Raw genomic sequence first — 18,735 nt, 5'->3', positions numbered from 1 at the left:
AAATAGATTTAATTCCTATTACCTTTTGAAAAGATTTTCATAGATTATAGTATCCCATTTGAAAGGAGGAGATTTGAATGGAATTTCAATTGTTAGTTAATTGTGTGTTACAAGAAGGGAATGCTTACTTTTTAGTAACAAAAGTAGATGATGTTATTACGTTGAAGGTGCCAATTACAGCAGGAGTAGCAGGTTTATTTTTAGCTTTAGGTGTACCAAGATGTTCTTAATTTAGATTTCTATAGTAAAAGGATGAGGGACAAGCCTATCCTTTTACTATTACATAATTTTATTATGTAAACTAATTAAGTTTTGCTGGTTTTTTATACTAATTTTGCAATAGCACGTTTAAAATGGACATGCATATACTATAATGTTTCATCGGCCTTTGATGATGAACGATAGTTTTAAAAAGTGTATCGAAAGTAGAAGTGATACTCTTTTCAATAATGAAAATAGAAGAGGTGCTAGTATATATGAAAAGACGAACGTATGAAATTCCAATCGCGTTGCGAAGAGAATGGTTTTTAATAGAGTTAGCGCATTTAACAAAAAAATATGGAATCGAAATTGCAACTAGTAAAATAGAGGATGCACCATTCCTTAGAGATCAAGTTACAGAATTGAGAATAGGAGCTGGTTTGCAATACGATAAATATGATGATGAGTACATCATCGAATTTTAAACAAAGAAGCTGCGTATAAAAGGTTATTAAAGAGACCTTTTATACGCAGCTTTTTTTGTAAAGAGAAAGCTTTATTGAGAAATACTCAAAACGCTTATTGTAAAAAGGAATGAAGGAATGTTGAGAGAATAACGTTTGATAAGAAAGGAATGCGGCTATTAAGTTCTTATTATAATGTATCGTAAAAGTAATTGATTAAATGGAATTTAAAACACTTGGTGTCCAATTGAATGGTAACGCTTTCTTTCGGGCGGAAAAGGGGGATGTTAATGGGAATTATGAAAAGGAGTATAGCATTATTTATTGTACTTTGTTTTATGAGTCCGGTGGTTTTTAGTACAAATGTACACGCGGAGGTTGTAACAGAGCTTAAGACTGGTTTTCCAGATAAAGAAGTATTTACTCCTGGAGAATGGTTTTTAGGTCAGAAACCTGCTAATTATGATGAGAATAAACCACCAATTCTCTTTGTGCAAGGAAGAAACGGTAATGCGGATAGTTGGTATGGAAAGACGGTATATCATGATATGAATGATATGTACGACTACGCTTTGAAAGCAGGCTATCAAACTGTATTTATTCAATTATACGATGCTGCTGGGAAAGGATCAGCTAGCCAATGGGACAATGGAAAATTGTTAGCACAAAAGCTTGAAGAAATTTATAATCATTTTGGTAAAAAAGTAAATGTTGTAGCTCATAGTAAAGGTGGTATCGATACACAAGCTGCGTTAGTTGGATATGGAGCGAATCGATTTGTTGGAAATGTTATTACACTTGCCACTCCGCATTACGGATCAAATTTAGCGGATTTATCATATAGTTGGTGGGCAGGGTGGCTCGCCTCTATATTAGGTCAAAAAGATGATGGGACATATTCATTGCAAATAGGTGAAATGGCAAAGTTTCGTTCTACAATAGATAATAATCCTGCAGCTAAATTAAACCGTTACTATACGGCTACTGGGACAAGCTGGGGACCTGTTTTTTCAGCATTATCTATGGGCGGCTTGTATTTGTCATCATACGGTTCTAATGATGGATTAGTGAACGAATGGAGTGCTAAGTTACCATATGGAACACATTTATTTACAGATTCACGATTTGATCATGATAATATACGAAAAGGTTCAGCCGTTTTTGCACGAATTGAACCATATTTACGGACAGCAACTGTACCAGTACCAGCTTTATTAGCCCCGAGTAATAGTTCAGAGGAAAAGGTAGAACAATTAAACACAACTTCTAATCAAGCTATTTTAGGAGGAGAGTTGTCACAAAATCAGTGGGTAGGACAAACTGTCGCAGTTGATAAAAAAGCAGAAGGGGTAGTTTCTGTTTTAACAGCTTCTTCGGATGTAGAAATACAACTAATATCTCCAAAAGGAAAAGTTTATACAAATAAAGATAGTGCTGTATCTACTGGTGAAGATGAATCTTTCTTTAAAGGGGCGACTATAAGAACATTTAAATTTGATAAAATGGAAGCAGGAGAATGGCAAGTTAAAATGATGGCGAAGCAGCCGAAAGATGCATATTTAATCGTGACCGATTACAAAAAAGATGCTCCGTTCGTCCTTCAAATGCCGGCAAAGGTTAAAGTAAATAAAGTAGAGTATAAACTCAAAAAATCACCTGCAGCTCCAGAAATGAAAGGCGATCTTTCAGTAACAGTAAGAGTAATTAATAAAGATGGAAAATTAGTTTCTGAATCAAATGAATCGCAAAATATTAATACAACTACATTTACAGGTGCTTTGAAAAATATAGAACAGCCAGGTGTATATAACGTTACAATTGATATGAAAGGGATGAATAAGGAAGGACAACCTTATAATCGTACGATAGTTAAATCGGTTTATGTGGAGAAGTAGGAAAGAATGAATCTGTTTTAATAAAAAAAGTGCCGAATTCTTGTGGTAGAAGGATTTCGGCACTTTTTCATGTTTACTAGATGAATAGAAAAGTGAAATAGGAGTTTATGTTCTATAAGAGGACGATAGGAATCAAAAAAACGTTATGCAATAAAAAAAGATGCTGAATTAGCATCTGAATGTGAGGGAATAGTATTAACTTAGTTTTGTAACTGTTAATTCAACTGAATTTATACCATTATCACAAGTTACAATACTTTGATGATTAAAACCACTATTATTTCTAAGTTGAAGAGTTGAATTAGCTGGTACCGTAACAATAGTTTCGCCAACTAGTTGAAGGCATTCGTTATTTGATGAAGTATTCATTTGAAAAGTGAAATCACCTTGGCTATTAGCAAGAGGATTGTTATTTAAAAATATAGTTATGACTGGAATATGGGGAAATACAGGATTTAAGGTAGTGTTAATACTTGAAATGAAAGAAACTCTATAATCACCAGCTTTACTAAATTGTATAGTAGTCGGATTTAGTAAGGAAACTCCTCCTGCCAAAGGGCCAACGTGATTAAATGGAAAAGAATCGCCAAAAGGAACAGTTATAAACTCAGTTTGCCAAAAAGTGCCGTAAGCTGGTTTAGATGATTTATGTGAATGGTCGCATGAACATTTTTTATACGAACTGGAAGATTGATGGCATGAACATTTTTTATATGAGCTTGAAGAATGATAGTATGAACCCAATATACTACCTCCTATTATTAATAAATGTATAACACATAGTAGTCTATGCAATTGAAAAGTAATTGGCGTGTATACTTGTCCATATGTAAGGTGATAGATTTGGGATAAAAAGATAGCATCATATAAAGTGCTCTAATGAGGAGATATAGTTTTCAAAAGAATAGAATTAGAATATTATATGTTATGACTTTTGAAGACGAAAAAGGCTGAAAATTTAGCAGATAACTCTATCCCAGGTTTTAAAATGTTGAGATATGTAAACTTTAAGATAGTATATCGCCAAAGTAAAGAAGAGAAGTATTTAAAGGACAGCATTTTAGTTAAACAGAGAAATGGATAAAGCGATGACTAAATTTCCAACTTAGTCATCGCTTTTTATTTATGCAATTGAGCAGGAAGAAGACAAAAGATATCGAATGAATGTAATTATACAGAATTGTTTGCTTTTGGTATGAATAGTAGTTAAAGATACGTCAGTTATATTTCAAACCGTAAGAAAAGAGAGATTAAATAATAGAGGGAGCAACGTACATGGAAAATATATTAAAGGTATCCTCAAAATCAAGTCCAAATTCAGTGGCAGGTGCAATAGCCGGTGTACTAAGAGCAAGTGGCAAGGTGGAAATTCAAGTAATTGGAGCGGGTTCTTTAAATCAAGCGATTAAAGCAATTGCGATTGCAAGAGGTTTTGTCGCTCCAAGTGGAATTGATTTGGTTCTTGTTCCAGCGTTTCAAGAGGTTACTATCGATAATCAAGAAAGAACAGCAATCAAACTAATTGTAGGTCCTAGAAGGAGAAGGTCTTAATAGCGAACACTAATATAAGGGGATTTGAAAAGGTCAATAGACTCCAAAAAGTTAGACACGTTATTTCATTTGACAGTTCCTTGGGCGTGGATACAGTATTGTACCGGATTTATGACTATTAATTCTCTCTTATATTTAGCGGGTTTTTCTAGAAACTTAAAAATGCCAAATCCTTTGATACATAAGGGATTTGGCATTTTTGAGGTTTTTATGTTTTTTAAAATCAACAATTCTAAAACTGCTCATTCTTCTCCCAAGATTCTACAATATAATGAGCAATCGTTGGGTTGAATCCTTTACCAACTAAGAACATAATCGCAGCAACTTCTGTTAAAGCATGTTTGTGTGATGTATGTTTCGCTTCATTTAAACCGTAATCTACCCAAGGTTTTACGAAATCAAGTACAGGTTTTTTTAAAGGTAAAAACTGTGTACCGACAACTTGTTGGATTTGTTGTTGCGTTGGTTCTGTAATAGGTCCTGGTGGTAAAATTTGTGGCTGCGTAATATCGAGTGTCGGCCCAGGCGGTAAAATTTGCGGTTGCGTAGGATCGATAGTTTGCGGTGCTGGCGGTGAGACACGTGGGTCATAGTTTGGCTGATACATTTGTTGTTGGTATTGCGGTTGCTGTGGCTGAGTTGTGTATGGATTTTGTTGATATTGTTGTTCTTGAGTGTACTGAGTTGTGTATGGATTTTGCTGATATTGTTGTTCTTGAGTTGGTGGTGCTGCATATGGATTTTGAGGATATTCATAATTTGGACGTGTGTCATATGGATTTTGTTGATATTCAGTTTCTTGAGTTTGCGGTGTTGCGTATGGATTTTGTTCGTATTGAGGCTCTTGATGTTGTGTCTCTTCCTCCCCATGCTGTTCAGCATATCTTTGTTCCTGATGTTGAGGGGAAAAAGGTTGTTGTGGGTAAGGCGGTTGATTATTATAGAACATGTTTATTCCTCCTTCATAATGATGCCTACCACCTAGTGTATGGGCAGACAAGAAAATATGTGATGAAAAAATGCGGGCGTGTTACAATAAGTAACTGGGTGAAGATAAAATGATAAAACAAGAAAAAATTCAAAAAACAATAACTTTCGTAAAGCATATTTTAGAAAAAGATGCGAGTGGGCATGATTGGTATCATATTGAACGCGTACATAAATTGGCGATTTCTTTATCTGAGCAAGAAGGGGGAAATCGTTTTATAATTGAAATGGCAGCATTACTTCACGATGTAGCAGATGAGAAGTTAAATGTGAGTGAAGAAGCAGGAATGAAAAAAGTTTCTGATTGGTTAGACGAGTTACATGTTGAAGAAATGGAAAGTAGACATATTCTTCACATTATTATGAATATGTCTTTTAAGGGTGGACATGGTGGTAAAGTAGAATCATTGGAAGGGAAAATTGTTCAAGATGCGGATCGTTTAGATGCTCTTGGTGCAATTGGAATAGCTCGGACATTTGCATACGGAGGGGCGAAAGGAAGATTAATGTATGATCCAACTATTCCGCCTCGAGAAGTGATGACGAAAGATGAATATAGAAAAAATAATGATCCATCTTTAAATCATTTTTATGAAAAACTTTTAAAACTAAAAGATTTAATGAACACGAACGGAGCAAAACAAGAGGCTGAAATTCGTCATCGTTATATGGAACAGTTTATTGAACAATTTATGAAAGAGTGGAATGCACAAATATGAAAATGTTAACTGTGGAGAACTTATCGAAATCATATGGAGAAAAACCGTTATTTGATGGATTATCATGTAGTATTACAGAAGGACAACGTGTCGGAATTATTGGTGTAAACGGTACTGGTAAATCGACATTATTAAAAATTATTGCAGGATTAGAAACTCCTGATATAGGTGATATGACGCATTCACGTGGTTATACAATTAGTTATTTATCACAGCAACCAGAGTTTGATGAAAAACTAACAGTATTAGAGCAAGTGTTCCATGGTGATACACCTTTAATTCGTCTTCTTCGTGATTATGAACAATCGTTATTAAATATCGAAAAAGATCCAAGTAATGAAAAAGTACAGGAACAATTATTTGCAGTGCAGCAACGTATGGATGCAATGAGTGCATGGGAAGCAAATGCAAATGCGAAATCTCTTTTAACGAAATTAGGAATTACAGATTTTACGGCAACTGTTGGAAATTTATCTGGTGGACAGAAAAAACGTATCGCAATGGCACAATGTTTTATTGAAACACCTGATTTATTAATTTTAGACGAGCCTACGAATCATCTTGACCATGAGACAGTTGAATGGTTAGAAGAATATTTAGCAAGATATACAGGTGCGGTATTACTTGTAACCCATGATCGTTATTTCTTAGATCGTGTGGCAAACCGTATTTTTGAATTAGATAACGGTAAACTATATAGCTACGAAGGAAACTATAGTACATTTTTAGAAGCGAAAGCACTTCGTGAAGAGCAAGAATCGGCACAAGAATCAAAACGCCAAAATTTATATCGTCGTGAACTTGCTTGGATTCGTCGTGGTGCAAAGGCCCGTTCTACGAAACAAAAGGCACGTATTCAGCGTTTTGATGAACTAAAGGGACAAGAAGGACCAGCAGCAAAACAGTCAGTTGATATTGCATTAAGTGGAAGTCGTTTAGGAAAGAAAGTACTTGAATTAAAAGATGTAACGAAAAAATTTGGTGATAAAACAGTATTACATAACTTTAATCATATTGTGAAGCCTGGTGATCGTATCGGAATCATCGGAGCAAATGGAAGCGGAAAATCATCACTATTAAATATGCTTGCAGGAAAACTATCTCCTGATAGTGGTGAAATTGAAGTTGGGCAAACTGTAAAAGTTGCTTATTATACGCAAGAAAATGAAGAGATGAATTTAAATCAGCGTATGATTGAATACATTAAAGAGATTGCAGAAGTTATTCATACGACAGACGGAAAAGTAATTGGCGCATCTCAAATGTTAGAACGTTTCTTATTCCCACCGCATTCACATGGAACAACGCTTGGTAAACTATCTGGTGGCGAAAGAAGACGTTTATATTTATTGCGTATTTTAATGGGAGAACCAAACGTACTATTACTTGATGAGCCTACGAATGATTTAGACACACAAACATTAACAGTGCTAGAAGATTATTTAGAAGATTTCCCAGGTGTCGTTTTAACTGTATCGCATGACCGTTACTTCTTAGATAAAGTAGTAGATGAATTGTTCATCTTTAATGGCGAAGGCGAAGTGCGTGAATTCCTAGGTAGTTATACGGACTATTTAGAAATGGAAAAGACGAAAGAACTTATTGAGAAGGCGGAAGTTCAAAAAGAGAAAAAAGTAGTAGAAGAAGCTCCAAAACAACAACGTAAACGTAAACTTTCATACAATGAGCAGCGTGAATGGGAAACAATTGAAGATACAATTGCCGAACTAGAAGAGAAAATTGAGTCAATTGGAGAAGAACTTGCGAAAGTTGGATCTGACTTCACAAAGGCACAAGAATTATCTGAAGCACAGCAGAAAACAGAAGAAGAGCTAGAAAAAACGATGGAAAGATGGAGTGAACTATCAGACATCGTTGAAGGATTAAAATAAAAACAAGCTGCATATATTGAAAAGTAAAGAGAAAAACTTTACACTATTGGTAGAACCTATTTTAGGAGGGGAAAAAAATGAGAACATCTAATCCAATGTTGAAAAAAGAGGCATTCCGTAAAGAAGGAGCAAATGCTTCTGCGATGACTATTGGCGGAACAGTAGGCAAAACGTTTATCATGCTTATCTTGCTGCTTGCAACGTCTGTCTATTCATACATACAGATGACGCAAGGTACGATGAAGATGCCAGTATTAATTGGTGCTTTAGTTATTGCGGCAATCGTTGCGTTTGCGTCTATATTCTTCCCACGCATATCACCTATCGGTGCACCAATCTATGCAGCGGTAGAAGGGGTAGTATTAGGAAGTATTTCAGCGGTTTATACAATGAAATTTGGCGATACTATCGTTTTAAACGCTGTATTACTAACAATTTCTATTCTATTTGCGATGTTAGTTTTATATGCAACGCGCGTAGTAAAAGTAACTGATAAATTCCGCACAGGTGTAATAGCAGCGACAATGGGAATTGCGGTAATGTATTTAATCGTATTCTTACTAAACATGTTCGGTGTAACTGTTCCGTATATTCACCAAGGTGGTACAATTGGTATTATCATTAGTGCAGTTGTTATCGTAGTTGCTGCATTAAATTTATTACTAGATTTCGATTTAATCGAAAGTGGTGCACGTAGCCAAGCTCCAAAATATATGGAATGGTACAGTGCAATGGGTCTAATGATGACGCTAGTATGGCTATACTTAGAAATTCTTCGTTTCGTTTCTTACTTTACGAAAAATGACTAATGAAAAAAACCTGCATGAAATATGCAGGTTTTTTTGTTTTCAAAGATAAATTGAAAATATGGATGTTGGCGACTTGAATTGAAGGGGGATGGAATATGATGAAAGAGAAAAAAGGAATTATGAAAAAACTATTTTCTAAAAGTTTTTTCATAGAACTAGATGACGCTTTAACATATCCGTCAGCAGAAGTCATTCGTTCAGCTATTGAAGGATATGGGGCTGAATGTAATGAACAATTAAAATTTGAGAGTAAAGTTAAACCGATTACTTTCTACTTAGAAAATGTAATGTATCGCGCTAAAATAAAGATGGCTCGCGGAGGATATTACATATCTTGCAGTGAAGTATAATATTTTTGGAAACCTTACATGTTTAAAATATGTAGGGTTTCTTTTTTAGTTTTGTATGATATAAAGTAATATTTTTTATTTACAAACATGCCGTTTTGTACTTTTTACCCTTCCAACATTTTTCTTTACAATGAAGAAAAATATGTGAGGTGGTATAACTTATGATGAATCGAGTTGTATTAATCGGTAGATTGACAAAGGAGCCAGAATTATACTACACAAAACAAGGAGTTGCTTATGCACGAATATGTGTTGTGGTGAATAGAGGTTTTCGAAATAGTATAGGTGAACAACAAGTCGATTTTATAAATTGTATTGTTTGGCGAAAATCGGCTGAAAATGTAACAGAATATTGTATGAAGGGCTCACTTGTTGGGATTACCGGGCGTATTCATACGAGTAATTACGATGATGAGCAAGGAAAGAGAGTATATAGAACTGAAGTTGTGATTGAGAGCATTACATTTTTAGAGAGAAGGCGGGAGGGTGCATCGGGGGGAAATGTAAAAGAGCATTAAAAATTAAGAGGGCTATGTAGCATAGCCCTCTATTATTTTTGATTGATACCTTCCCAAACAACATCTAACTGTTGATTGAGTATATTTTTCGCGTTTGTTTCATTAGAATCTAATAGCGATTGGGACAGGAGTGTATAAAAATAGGTACCCATAATAGTAGAAGTGATAATATTTATATCCCATGGACTATTTAATTTTCCTGTTTCTTTCGCTGCTGTAATAATCGAAGACAAACTTTCTTGTAGCTGTTGTATACTTTTTAATTCATTTTCTACTAAGTAGTTAGATTTAATAATTTCAAAAACAGCATGCGTCATTAATTCTCCATGTCCAGTAAATCGGTCCAGTAAATCTCCTAAAACAAGTTTGATTCGCTCTTTCGGATGTTCCACATTTTCATACGTTTTTAAACTTTCATTCCATAACTCCATTTGAGAATCACCTAAAAATAATAATATGTTTTCTTTTTTCGGAAAGTAGTTGAAGAAAGTTCCTTTTGCAATCCCGCATGCAGTAGTAATGTCTTGAACCGTTACATTTTCGTACCCACGTTCTTGAAAGAGTTGTACTGATTTTAGGAATATAAGTTCTTTTAATTCTTTTTTTCTCGTTTCTCTAAGCATATAATCGACTCCTAACACAAACAATTATATCTGTTTATTAGATAATCTCAAACGAAATTGTATTTCATAAATAAATTTACTGTTTAATGAAGTTTGATACAATCATGGGAGTTTTTAGGTCGTGTTGTATTTGAACACCCTTTGTGGATGTAGCGTTAGAGTTAGAGTTTTCCATTATTGTAATTGTATCGTCATCATTTACTAAAATTAATAAAGTTTTTATAGATTGATCTTCATATACAATTTCCATTTTACTTGATACGGATTCCATAGTTTGTTTAGTTAAAGAAACCTCTTTAGGTGTACCTGCTTGAATAGACTTAAGTATTTGTACAATAAATCCTTTATTGTTTGTTTCTGCTTTTACTGTATTATTTTCCTTTACATGTAACAACTTTATATTCGCTACATCCGTTGTTTTTAATGTAAGTTTTGAGTCTTCTTTATTTGAGGCGGAAGAAGTGCATCCAAGTAAATTAATAAATAATACAGTTGAAAGAAGGATAGAGAGAATTCTGTTCATACTTTTCGCCACTTTTCGTTGTAGTTTCGTGTTATAAATGAAAACTGTATAGTTCATGAGCTTGTTTTTCAGAAACCCATTTTGGGATACGTTTCATTACTTCGTTTCTTACTATAGTTAAAGGTTTACTTTCTATTTGCGCCATTTTTCCAACTTTCCACGCAGTATTTGAGATTATTTCAATTCGTGCTCGTCTTTTTTGTTCGTATTCTATAAATGCTTGACGATAGTGGGCGTTTTTTTTGATACATTCAGCAAATATAATAGCATCTTCAATTGCCTGACAAGCTCCTTGACCTAAATTAGGTGTAAGTGCATGGGCAGCATCCCCAATAAAGACGATGCGTTTGTCAAAAAATTGTTTCATTGGAGTGATGTCTACAATATCACGATGAATCATAGTAACGTCCGATGCATTGTTTAAAATATCTGGGATAGGACTATGGTAACTTTTGAAATGATTATATAAATCTGCTGTTGTGTATGCTGTGTATTTTCGGTCCCTAGCTTTAGCATTTATGAGCGCATACCAATATACTTCGTTGTTTGGAAGAGGAACGATACCGAATCTACCGTTTGTTCCCCAAGTTTCAATAAAATCATTTTTTAAAGAAAGATTATGAGCTGGAGTTACGCCGCGCCAACACGTATATCCGGCATAACGATAACCATCGCTTTGTATTACTTGTTTTCGAACGACAGAATGAATACCATCAGCAGCAATGAGTATATTACCGAGTGCTTCACTACCATCTTGAAATAATATTTTTAAGGCGTTTTCTTCATTTTGTTCTATTTTTACGCATTCTTTTCCCCATTCGACAGTACCTTTTTGTAGTTCTGAAAGAAGCAATTGATGTAAATTTTTTCTATGAATGGAGTACATTTTTGGATAACAAGTTGGAATGGTCAATTTACTTAATATAGATCCTTTTTCTGACACAAGGTTAAAACCGTCACTTTCGTTCCCGAATTTTTTTATTTGCTTAGAAATTCCGTATGGTTCAAGTGCCTGCATTGCATTTGGGGCAATGATAATACCTGCACCAGCAACAGTAGGTTCAATATTTTTGTCATACACTTTTACATCTAATCCTATTTTTTGTAAGGAGATTGCTGCGCAAAGACCAGCAATACCACCACCTATAATCATGACATTATTCATGTGTTATCCCTCCATAATTAAGTGACTTAACTCATAAAATGACCGTGGTCATTTTATGAGTTAAGATTAATACCTTTTTTTGTTATTGTCAATTAGACTTTTAACTATAGTTCCGGAACGATTAGGTGAAAATAGAAATAATTGAAATTCTAAAAATGTAGAAGAGGAATTAGTAAAATTAAGCATCCGAGTAGGAGTATAGAGTGATAACATGTTACAATACAGCTAAGAACAAGCAATAAAGGAGAGTTATTTTACGTGAAGATTAAAGCTATTGAACCGACGCCAAGTCCGAATACAATGAAAGTTATTTTGAATGAAGTATTACCATCAGGAGCACGTAATAATTATACAAATGAAAATGCAGAACAAGCACCAGTACAAGTGCAAGAAATTTTGAAGATTGAAGGCATTAAAGGTGTGTATCATGTTGCAGACTTTTTAGCAGTGGAGCGAAATGCGAAGTATGACTGGAAAGTTTTATTACAACAAGTTCGTGCCGTTTTCGGTGAAGAAATAGTAGAAGAAAGCGAAGAACAACAACTTTCTCACTTTGGAGAAGTGAAAGTGTTTATTCAAATGTTCTTTACTATTCCAATGCAAGTGAAGTTAACTGATGGGATGACAGAAGAGCGTGTTGGCTTACCTGATCGTTTTAAAGAATCCATTATGAAAGTGCAAATGTCTGCACCTAACGTTGTGAAAGAACGTAAGTGGGTAGAGCAAAGTACACGTTACGGTAATTTTGAAGAAATCGGGAAAGAAGTAGTAGAAGAAATTGTTGCTGCTTATTCGGAAGAACGTGTAAATGAAACGGTTAAAGAATTATTAGATCAAGCGGGTGCTGTTGAAGTAACGATTCAAAAGCGTGAGCCATATAAAGTAACAGAAGAGATGATGAAGGATTCCGACTGGAAAAAACGTTTTGCAGCTTTAGAACAAATGGATCCTACTGAAGAAGATATGCCAGTATTGAAAATGGCGTTAGATGATGAGAAAGTATCTATCCGCCGCCTAGCAACAGCTTATTTAGGTATGGTAAAAGGTGATGGAGTATTGCCGTTATTATATAAAGCGTTATTAGATCGTTCTGTAAGTGTTCGCCGTACAGCGGGAGATTGCTTATCGGACGTAGGTGACCCAGCAGCGATGTTCGTTATGATTAAATCTCTGAAAGATTCAAGTAAATTAGTACGCTGGCGTGCAGCAATGTTCTTATTTGAACTTGGTGATGAAAGTGCAATTCCCGCATTAAAAGTAGCAGAAGATGATCCAGAGTTTGAAGTAGCAATGCAAGCACGTTTAGCTTTAGAACGTATTGAAGGCGGCGAAGAAGCAAAAGGTTCTGTATGGAAGCAAATGACGGAGTCTCGTAAAGGGGAATAATGTATGATTGTTTTCTATGATAGTTGGTGTCCGATGTGCACGGCAGTGGCAGAACGTACGAAAAAAGTAGATAACAAGGGCAAGATGACATTTGTTTCATTTCGAGATAAAGATGTAGTGGATCAATACGAACTTTCTGAAGAATTACAGCGCAAGATGGAACAAAGATTGTATATTTTTAAAAACAATAAATGGTACGATGGCATTCATAGTATATATGTATTAGCGAAGGCCGTTCCATCTTATTGGTTTGCAGTGCCTTTTATAAAACTATCTATCGTACTTGGATTTGGAAGTAAAGTATACGATTATATCGCTAACAATAGAAAACTTGTCCCAGTCGGACATTGCCGTGAAGGGGTTTGTGAAATCCCTTCAAAAAAATGAAAACGTCACTATCTTTCTTTTGCACCTATTAATAGAGCGTGATATGATGAATTTGGAATGAAAGTTGAAGGAGAGATACAAGATGTCAAATGCTTATGAAGAATACATGCGCCAAATGGTAATTCCAATGCGCCAAGAGTTAGTGCGTTCTGGATTTGAAGAGTTAACTACAGAAGAAGCTGTAACAGAATTTATTGAGAATGCAACAGGTACAACATTAGTTGTTATAAACTCTGTTTGTGGTTGTGCAGCTGGTTTAGCACGCCCATCAGCAGGTCAAGCGGTTGTACGTGCTGAAAAACAACCTGATCATCTTGTAACTGTATTTGCAGGTCAAGATAAAGATGCTACTGCGAAAATGCGTGAATACTTCGGAGAAATTCCTCCATCTTCACCATCTATGGCATTACTAAAAGGAAAAGAAGTTGTTCACTTCATTCACCGTCATGAAATTGAAGGCGCAACAATGGACGAAATTATTACAAACTTAGAACAAGCTTTCGAAAAGAATTGCTAAAGTAGGGGGAGAGTAAATCTCCCTCTTTTCTTTATATAGAGGTGAAAAAATGATAGTAACAACAGCAGGAAGAACAAATAAAGAAATGACAGCTTATGCAAATAAGGTAGCAGAAGAATTAAATTGTTCTTTCGTTTTACGTAATGATATACCTGTGCACAAACTGCATGAGCAGTATGAACAAGATGTGCTTATCGTAGGGAAAAACCGATTAGCTATTTATCCAGAAGGTACGGAAGAGTCGTTTTTCTTTCATCCAAACTCAGCAATGTTTCGTGTGAAAAGGTTAATGCGCGGAGAACACGATCCCTTTGTACAAGCTGCTAAACTAGAGAGCGGAATGACAGTATTAGATTGTACGCTCGGTATGGCATCAGATAGTATTGTTGCTAGCTATATTGTTGGTGAGAACGGAAAAATAACAGGGCTTGAAGGAAACGGATATATGGCGTACATCATGGGAAAAGGCTTGAAAACATGGTCTTCATCCGTTTCTGAAATCGATGAAGCAATGCAAAGAATCGATGTAAAACAAACTGAGCATTTCGCATTTTTAACGCAATGTGAAGATAATAGTTATGACGTCGTATACCTTGATCCGATGTTTGAAGAAACTGTCATCGAATCAGATGGAATAAAAGGGTTAAAACATTTCGCTTTGTATCATGATATTACTGACGAAACAATTGCGGAAGCGAAGCGTGTGGCGAGAAAACGTGTCGTTCTGAAAGATCATTTCCGTAGTTCTAGATTTGAAAAGCACAATTTTCACGTATACAAAAGAAAAAGTGCAAAATTTCATTTTGGTGTAATTGACCCTTGCTAATTGTTTGAAAAGATGTATAATAAGCAATAATTAAATATACTATCTGTGATGAAGAGAGTAGTCTTTTTCAGAAGGAAAGCGAACTAGGGATGGTGTGAGCCTAGTGCGGAAGAAAAAGATGAAGCGCACTTCGGAGATGCTTCTTGAATGAATAGTAGAGTAAGCCGAGGCCCCCTGTCCTCGTTATAAACGGGAAAGTGGTTCGTAATGAACAACAAGGGTGGTACCACGGGTTAAAACTCGTCTCTTTTTTAGAGACGAGTTTTTTGTATTCAAAAAATAAGGAGGTTGTATTATGGATTATAAAACGCAGTTTGCAAAAAGTTTATCGAATATTTTTACGAATGAATTAACGCAAAATCAAATTTTAGATTTAATCGAAACACCAAAACAAGATGAATTCGGAGATGCAGCGTTCCCATGTTTTTCACTAGCGAAGCAATATAGAAAATCACCAGCTACTATCGCAAAGGAAGTTGCGGAGAAATTAAATGACCCATTTTTTATGAAAATAGAGGCTGTTGGCCCGTATGTAAACGTCTTTTTTAATCGCCAAACAGTAAGTGATGAAGTATTAAAAACAATTTTAGCGGAGAAAGAAGAGTACGGTCAAAATCATTTTGGATGTGAAAAAACAGTAGTTATCGATTATTCCTCTCCTAATATCGCGAAACCTTTTTCAATGGGGCATTTACGTTCTACAATGATCGGTAATTCGCTGAAACATATCGCCGAAAAATGTGGATATGAAGTTGTGGGAATCAATTATATTGGAGATTGGGGAACACAGTTTGGGAAGTTAATTACTGCATATAAAAAATGGGGAAATGAAGAAATAGTTAAAGAGGATCCAATACGTGAGTTATTTAAGCTATATGTTCAGTTTCATGAAGAAGTAAAAGAGAACAAAGAACTAGAAGAAGAAGGACGCTCATGGTTTAAAAAACTAGAAGAAGGAAATGAAGAAGCAGTCGAACTTTGGAATTGGTTCCGTCATGAGTCTTTAAAAGAATTTTCTCGTATTTATGAACTTCTCGGTGTGGAATTTACAAACTTTCAAGGAGAAGCTTTCTATAACGATAAAATGGAAGACTTTATTGGGATTTTAGAAGAGCACGACTTACTGGAAGAATCAGAAGGGGCATTAGTCGTTAATTTAGAAGAAGAAGGTATGCCGCCATGTTTAATTAGAAAATCAGATGGTGCTACCATTTACGCAACACGTGATTTAACAGCGGCATTGTATCGTCAAAACACATACGAATTTGATAAAGCTTTATATGTAGTAGGACCCGAACAAAGCTTGCATTTCAATCAATTTTTCACTGTATTAAAAAAGCTTGGCTATAATTGGGTGGGTGGTATGGAACATGTACCGTTCGGGTTCATATTAAAAGATGGTAAGAAAATGTCGACACGTAAGGGCAGAATTATTTTATTAGAAGAAGTGCTAGAAGAAGCTGTTGCACTTGCGGAACAAAATATTGAAGAGAAAAATCCGAATTTAAAACAAAAAGAAGAAGTGGCAAAACAAGTCGGTGTTGGAGCAGTTATCTTCCATGATTTAAAAAATGAGCGTATGCATAATATTGAATTTTCATTAGAAAATATGTTGAAATTTGAAGGAGAAACAGGACCATATGTGCAGTACACGCATGCGCGTGCCTGTTCAATTTTAAGAAAAGAAAGTGTGGAATTTGAAACGTGTACTTTTGCATTAAAAGACGATTACAGCTGGAGTGTAGTAAAATTACTCAACAAATTCCCGCAAGTAATTGAGGCGGCCTTCAACAAAAATGAGCCATCGGTTATTTCAAAATACGTATTAGATGTAGCACAAGCGTTCAATAAATATTATGGAAATGTTCGTATATTAGAAGAGAACGAAGAGAAAGAGAGTAGACTCGCATTAGCTTACGCTGTGACGGTTGTATTAAAAGAGGGATTACGTTTACTTGGGGTGGGGGCACCTGAGGAAATGTAAATAAGAATATAATCATTATTAACCCAAGTATATTATAGCAGCGAACTGACAACCCAGGTCTAGGATGAACCTGGGTTGTTTTTTATTAATATATAATTCTTTTGCAAAATCAATTAAAATCTATTTAGAGAGGGTGATTCATATTGATTCGAACTTTTATTTTACAAATTCCTTGTCATAGAAGATCGGAAAGAAGTTTCCTTAAACTACAAAAATACATACCTTTATGTGCGCGTTGTACAGGCATGCTTATCGGTATTTTAATGTTTCCAATTTATTTTTATATGACACCTTCGTTTCTTTTGGCAATAATACTATCATTTTCCGCTCAAATTCCGTTACTTATTGATGGATTTACCCAAAAATGGAAATGGAGAAGCAGTACAAATTTACTAAGAGTAACGACCGGTTTATTAAGCGGTAATGGTATGGGGCTATTTATTGCCTCTAGCATTATATGGATAACATCTAAAAGCATATATTAACGGAAGGAGAACTTTACATGTTTTGGATTTACTCAGTTCTAATTCTTATTTCAGGAGGAAGCGGGATTAGTTTTCTCATTCATGAAAGAAATATAGAAGCAATAATTGCTTTTGTTATTTGTACAATATTTATTGTGTTACTCTATTTTCACCTAAAAAGAAATGACGAACATAGAAACTGTGATTGCAGTACATTAGCTTGTACTGATTATACTGATTGTAATTGTTAAATTATGTGAGTGGGAAAGTTAGTGTATCGTTTAAGGTATACTAGCTTTTTTTATTAGAAGTGTAGGAATGTGACTATTAAATGGAGAACTTTAGTTTTGTATATAAAAGGAGGTGTTGGACCTGGAAGAGTATGATTGGAATAGTAAGCTAGCGTATTTAAGAAATACGAGAGATTTATATTATAACGATGATTATTTAAGTTTTTTAGTCAATTCAGTTTGGAAGATTACTGGACCCGTACATATTGTTGATTATGGTTGTGGATATGGTTATTTAGGTTTAATTTTGTTACCTTTACTTCCAATTGGATCAAAGTATACAGGGATTGATAGGGGAGAAACATTAATAGCTGAAGCGAGAGAGTTGTTTCGTGCACTCCCATATGAAACAGAATTTATTGAGGGGGATGCGACAGAAATTGAATTGAAAAATAAATACGATATAGCTGTCAGTCATGCTTTTTTATTACATATGAATTCGCCCAAAGCAATGTTGCAAAAAATGATAAATTCGATTAAGGAGGGCGGACATGTTATTTGTTTTGAACCACATTGGATTTCTAATATGTCTTCATACGCACTAGGTGGAGTAATTCAATCGGAAATTATCCAGCTTGGTGTTTTGCAGAAGCTATTTGGAGAAGATACACATAGAAGTGGTAAAGACGGCAATATTGGTATGAAAATACCGATGTTTTTAAGTGAATTAGGTGTGAAGAATATTGAATGCAGAGTAAGCGATAAAGTGAATTTTTTAGATTCTAATATAACCCAAAATGATAAGCAAGGATTATATAATTCTCTAAAAGAAGAGGGCATTGCTAGTAATCCAGGTGAAAAACAGCAATTTATAGACCGTTTAATGAGTCGGGGTTTAACAGATATTGAAGCGTTTCATATACATTCTTCTTTGGTGTACGCTCCTAATATGAAAATTACATACGGTGAAATAAGGAGATAAATCTAATATTAGAAAAGTAGGGATATAATGAGAATTGCTACCCTCAACATTTGGAATCATCAAACTTTGTGGTCAGAGAGATTTGAGGCTATTTGTGAGGAAGTTCAAAATGTTGCTCCTCATATTCTAGCTATTCAAGAAGTTAGGAGTCATATGGATGATGAAAAGAAGATAAATGTAGTACAATATATCGCGAATCAAATAGGTTATCCATTTTGTATATTTAAAGAGTATCATGCGTATTTCCGAGTGATCATTACGG

At 34.9% G+C, this 18,735-nt stretch carries 22 protein-coding genes and 1 other annotated feature; of the genes, 17 read left to right on the top strand and 5 right to left on the bottom strand.

From position 1 onward, the window contains the following. Positions 1-77 precede the first annotated feature (77 nt). The 3 genes from exsG (at position 78) to ACFWDE_RS25675 (ending at position 2,560) form a co-directional block, all read left to right on the top strand. Positions 78-230, top strand: a complete 153-nt coding sequence (exsG, locus tag ACFWDE_RS25685; RefSeq protein ID WP_000395676.1) for an exosporium protein ExsG — start codon at positions 78-80, stop codon at positions 228-230. Positions 231-476: 246 nt separating this feature from the next. After that, the gene (locus ACFWDE_RS25680; RefSeq protein WP_377895631.1) at positions 477-686 is read left to right on the top strand and encodes a hypothetical protein; all 210 of its coding nucleotides are present in this window, start codon (positions 477-479) and stop codon (positions 684-686) included. A gap of 263 nt (positions 687-949) precedes the next feature. Further along, complete coding sequence (locus tag ACFWDE_RS25675) at positions 950-2,560, top strand: lipase family alpha/beta hydrolase (RefSeq protein WP_377895629.1); 1,611 nt, start codon at positions 950-952, stop codon at positions 2,558-2,560. 195 nt (positions 2,561-2,755) lie between these two features. Here the strand turns inward: ACFWDE_RS25675 and ACFWDE_RS25670 are convergent, their stop codons facing one another. Next, positions 2,756-3,304, bottom strand: coding sequence for a preprotein translocase (locus ACFWDE_RS25670; RefSeq protein ID WP_377895627.1), 549 nt, complete (start codon positions 3,302-3,304; stop codon positions 2,756-2,758). 531 nt (positions 3,305-3,835) lie between these two features. Between ACFWDE_RS25670 and ACFWDE_RS25665 the strand changes: the two genes are divergently transcribed. Next, positions 3,836-4,111: a stage V sporulation protein S gene (locus ACFWDE_RS25665; protein ID WP_002035358.1), complete on the top strand. Its 276-nt coding sequence runs from the start codon at positions 3,836-3,838 to the stop codon at positions 4,109-4,111. 232 nt (positions 4,112-4,343) lie between these two features. Here the strand turns inward: ACFWDE_RS25665 and ACFWDE_RS25660 are convergent, their stop codons facing one another. Further along, complete coding sequence (locus ACFWDE_RS25660) at positions 4,344-5,060, bottom strand: hypothetical protein (RefSeq protein WP_377895625.1); 717 nt, start codon at positions 5,058-5,060, stop codon at positions 4,344-4,346. Between the two features lie 109 nt (positions 5,061-5,169). On the opposite strand from ACFWDE_RS25660, the gene ACFWDE_RS25655 reads away from it, so the two are divergent. The 5 genes from ACFWDE_RS25655 (at position 5,170) to ACFWDE_RS25635 (ending at position 9,386) form a co-directional block, all read left to right on the top strand. Next, entirely contained in the window at positions 5,170-5,817 is a 648-nt protein-coding gene (locus tag ACFWDE_RS25655; RefSeq protein ID WP_377895623.1) for an HD domain-containing protein, read from the top strand. Continuing rightward, positions 5,814-7,709, top strand: coding sequence for an ABC-F family ATP-binding cassette domain-containing protein (locus ACFWDE_RS25650; protein ID WP_377895621.1), 1,896 nt, complete (start codon positions 5,814-5,816; stop codon positions 7,707-7,709). Before ACFWDE_RS25655 ends, ACFWDE_RS25650 begins: the two co-directional genes overlap by 4 nt. Positions 7,710-7,786: 77 nt before the next feature. Next, on the top strand, positions 7,787-8,518 hold the full coding sequence (locus tag ACFWDE_RS25645; protein WP_002148371.1) for a Bax inhibitor-1/YccA family protein: 732 nt from the start codon (positions 7,787-7,789) through the stop codon (positions 8,516-8,518). A gap of 95 nt (positions 8,519-8,613) precedes the next feature. Then, positions 8,614-8,868, top strand: coding sequence for a DUF4318 domain-containing protein (locus ACFWDE_RS25640; protein WP_002148369.1), 255 nt, complete (start codon positions 8,614-8,616; stop codon positions 8,866-8,868). A 161-nt stretch (positions 8,869-9,029) separates the two neighbouring features. Next, positions 9,030-9,386, top strand: a complete 357-nt coding sequence (locus tag ACFWDE_RS25635; RefSeq protein ID WP_377895618.1) for a single-stranded DNA-binding protein — start codon at positions 9,030-9,032, stop codon at positions 9,384-9,386. A 32-nt stretch (positions 9,387-9,418) separates the two neighbouring features. Here ACFWDE_RS25635 and ACFWDE_RS25630 read toward each other — a convergent pair whose 3' ends face one another. From ACFWDE_RS25630 to ACFWDE_RS25620, 3 genes are all read right to left on the bottom strand, one after another. Next, complete coding sequence (locus ACFWDE_RS25630) at positions 9,419-10,009, bottom strand: TetR/AcrR family transcriptional regulator (protein WP_377895616.1); 591 nt, start codon at positions 10,007-10,009, stop codon at positions 9,419-9,421. 76 nt (positions 10,010-10,085) lie between these two features. Further along, entirely contained in the window at positions 10,086-10,532 is a 447-nt protein-coding gene (locus tag ACFWDE_RS25625; RefSeq protein ID WP_377895614.1) for a hypothetical protein, read from the bottom strand. A 31-nt stretch (positions 10,533-10,563) separates the two neighbouring features. Continuing rightward, positions 10,564-11,697 carry an FAD-dependent monooxygenase gene (locus tag ACFWDE_RS25620; protein ID WP_377895612.1) on the bottom strand — a complete coding sequence of 378 codons (1,134 nt, stop codon included), beginning with the start codon at positions 11,695-11,697 and terminating at the stop codon, positions 10,564-10,566. 258 nt (positions 11,698-11,955) lie between these two features. On the opposite strand from ACFWDE_RS25620, the gene ACFWDE_RS25615 reads away from it, so the two are divergent. From ACFWDE_RS25615 to ACFWDE_RS25580, 8 genes are all read left to right on the top strand, one after another. Then, entirely contained in the window at positions 11,956-13,083 is a 1,128-nt protein-coding gene (locus ACFWDE_RS25615) for a conserved virulence factor C family protein (RefSeq protein ID WP_377895610.1), read from the top strand. A 3-nt stretch (positions 13,084-13,086) separates the two neighbouring features. After that, positions 13,087-13,470, top strand: coding sequence for a thiol-disulfide oxidoreductase DCC family protein (locus ACFWDE_RS25610; protein WP_377895607.1), 384 nt, complete (start codon positions 13,087-13,089; stop codon positions 13,468-13,470). 82 nt (positions 13,471-13,552) lie between these two features. Then, entirely contained in the window at positions 13,553-13,987 is a 435-nt protein-coding gene (locus ACFWDE_RS25605) for a BrxA/BrxB family bacilliredoxin (RefSeq protein WP_219918226.1), read from the top strand. A gap of 49 nt (positions 13,988-14,036) precedes the next feature. Beyond that, positions 14,037-14,813: a class I SAM-dependent methyltransferase gene (locus ACFWDE_RS25600; protein WP_377895605.1), complete on the top strand. Its 777-nt coding sequence runs from the start codon at positions 14,037-14,039 to the stop codon at positions 14,811-14,813. A 36-nt stretch (positions 14,814-14,849) separates the two neighbouring features. Beyond that, positions 14,850-15,064: a binding site (T-box leader), on the top strand. Between the two features lie 44 nt (positions 15,065-15,108). Then, entirely contained in the window at positions 15,109-16,797 is a 1,689-nt protein-coding gene (gene argS, locus ACFWDE_RS25595; RefSeq protein WP_377895603.1) for an arginine--tRNA ligase, read from the top strand. 143 nt (positions 16,798-16,940) lie between these two features. After that, complete coding sequence (locus tag ACFWDE_RS25590) at positions 16,941-17,282, top strand: DUF2085 domain-containing protein (protein WP_002127167.1); 342 nt, start codon at positions 16,941-16,943, stop codon at positions 17,280-17,282. A gap of 351 nt (positions 17,283-17,633) precedes the next feature. Beyond that, the gene (locus ACFWDE_RS25585; protein ID WP_377895632.1) at positions 17,634-18,473 is read left to right on the top strand and encodes a class I SAM-dependent methyltransferase; all 840 of its coding nucleotides are present in this window, start codon (positions 17,634-17,636) and stop codon (positions 18,471-18,473) included. Between the two features lie 27 nt (positions 18,474-18,500). Next, positions 18,501-18,735, top strand: a 235-nt coding sequence (locus tag ACFWDE_RS25580; protein WP_377895600.1) for a hypothetical protein, incomplete at its 3' end; no start/stop codon positions are given.

This window comes from Bacillus sp. NPDC060175, assembly GCF_042728695.1.
Taxonomy (GTDB): Bacteria; Bacillota; Bacilli; order Bacillales; family Bacillaceae_G; genus Bacillus_A.
This window is presented reverse-complemented; position numbering and strand designations above follow the sequence as displayed.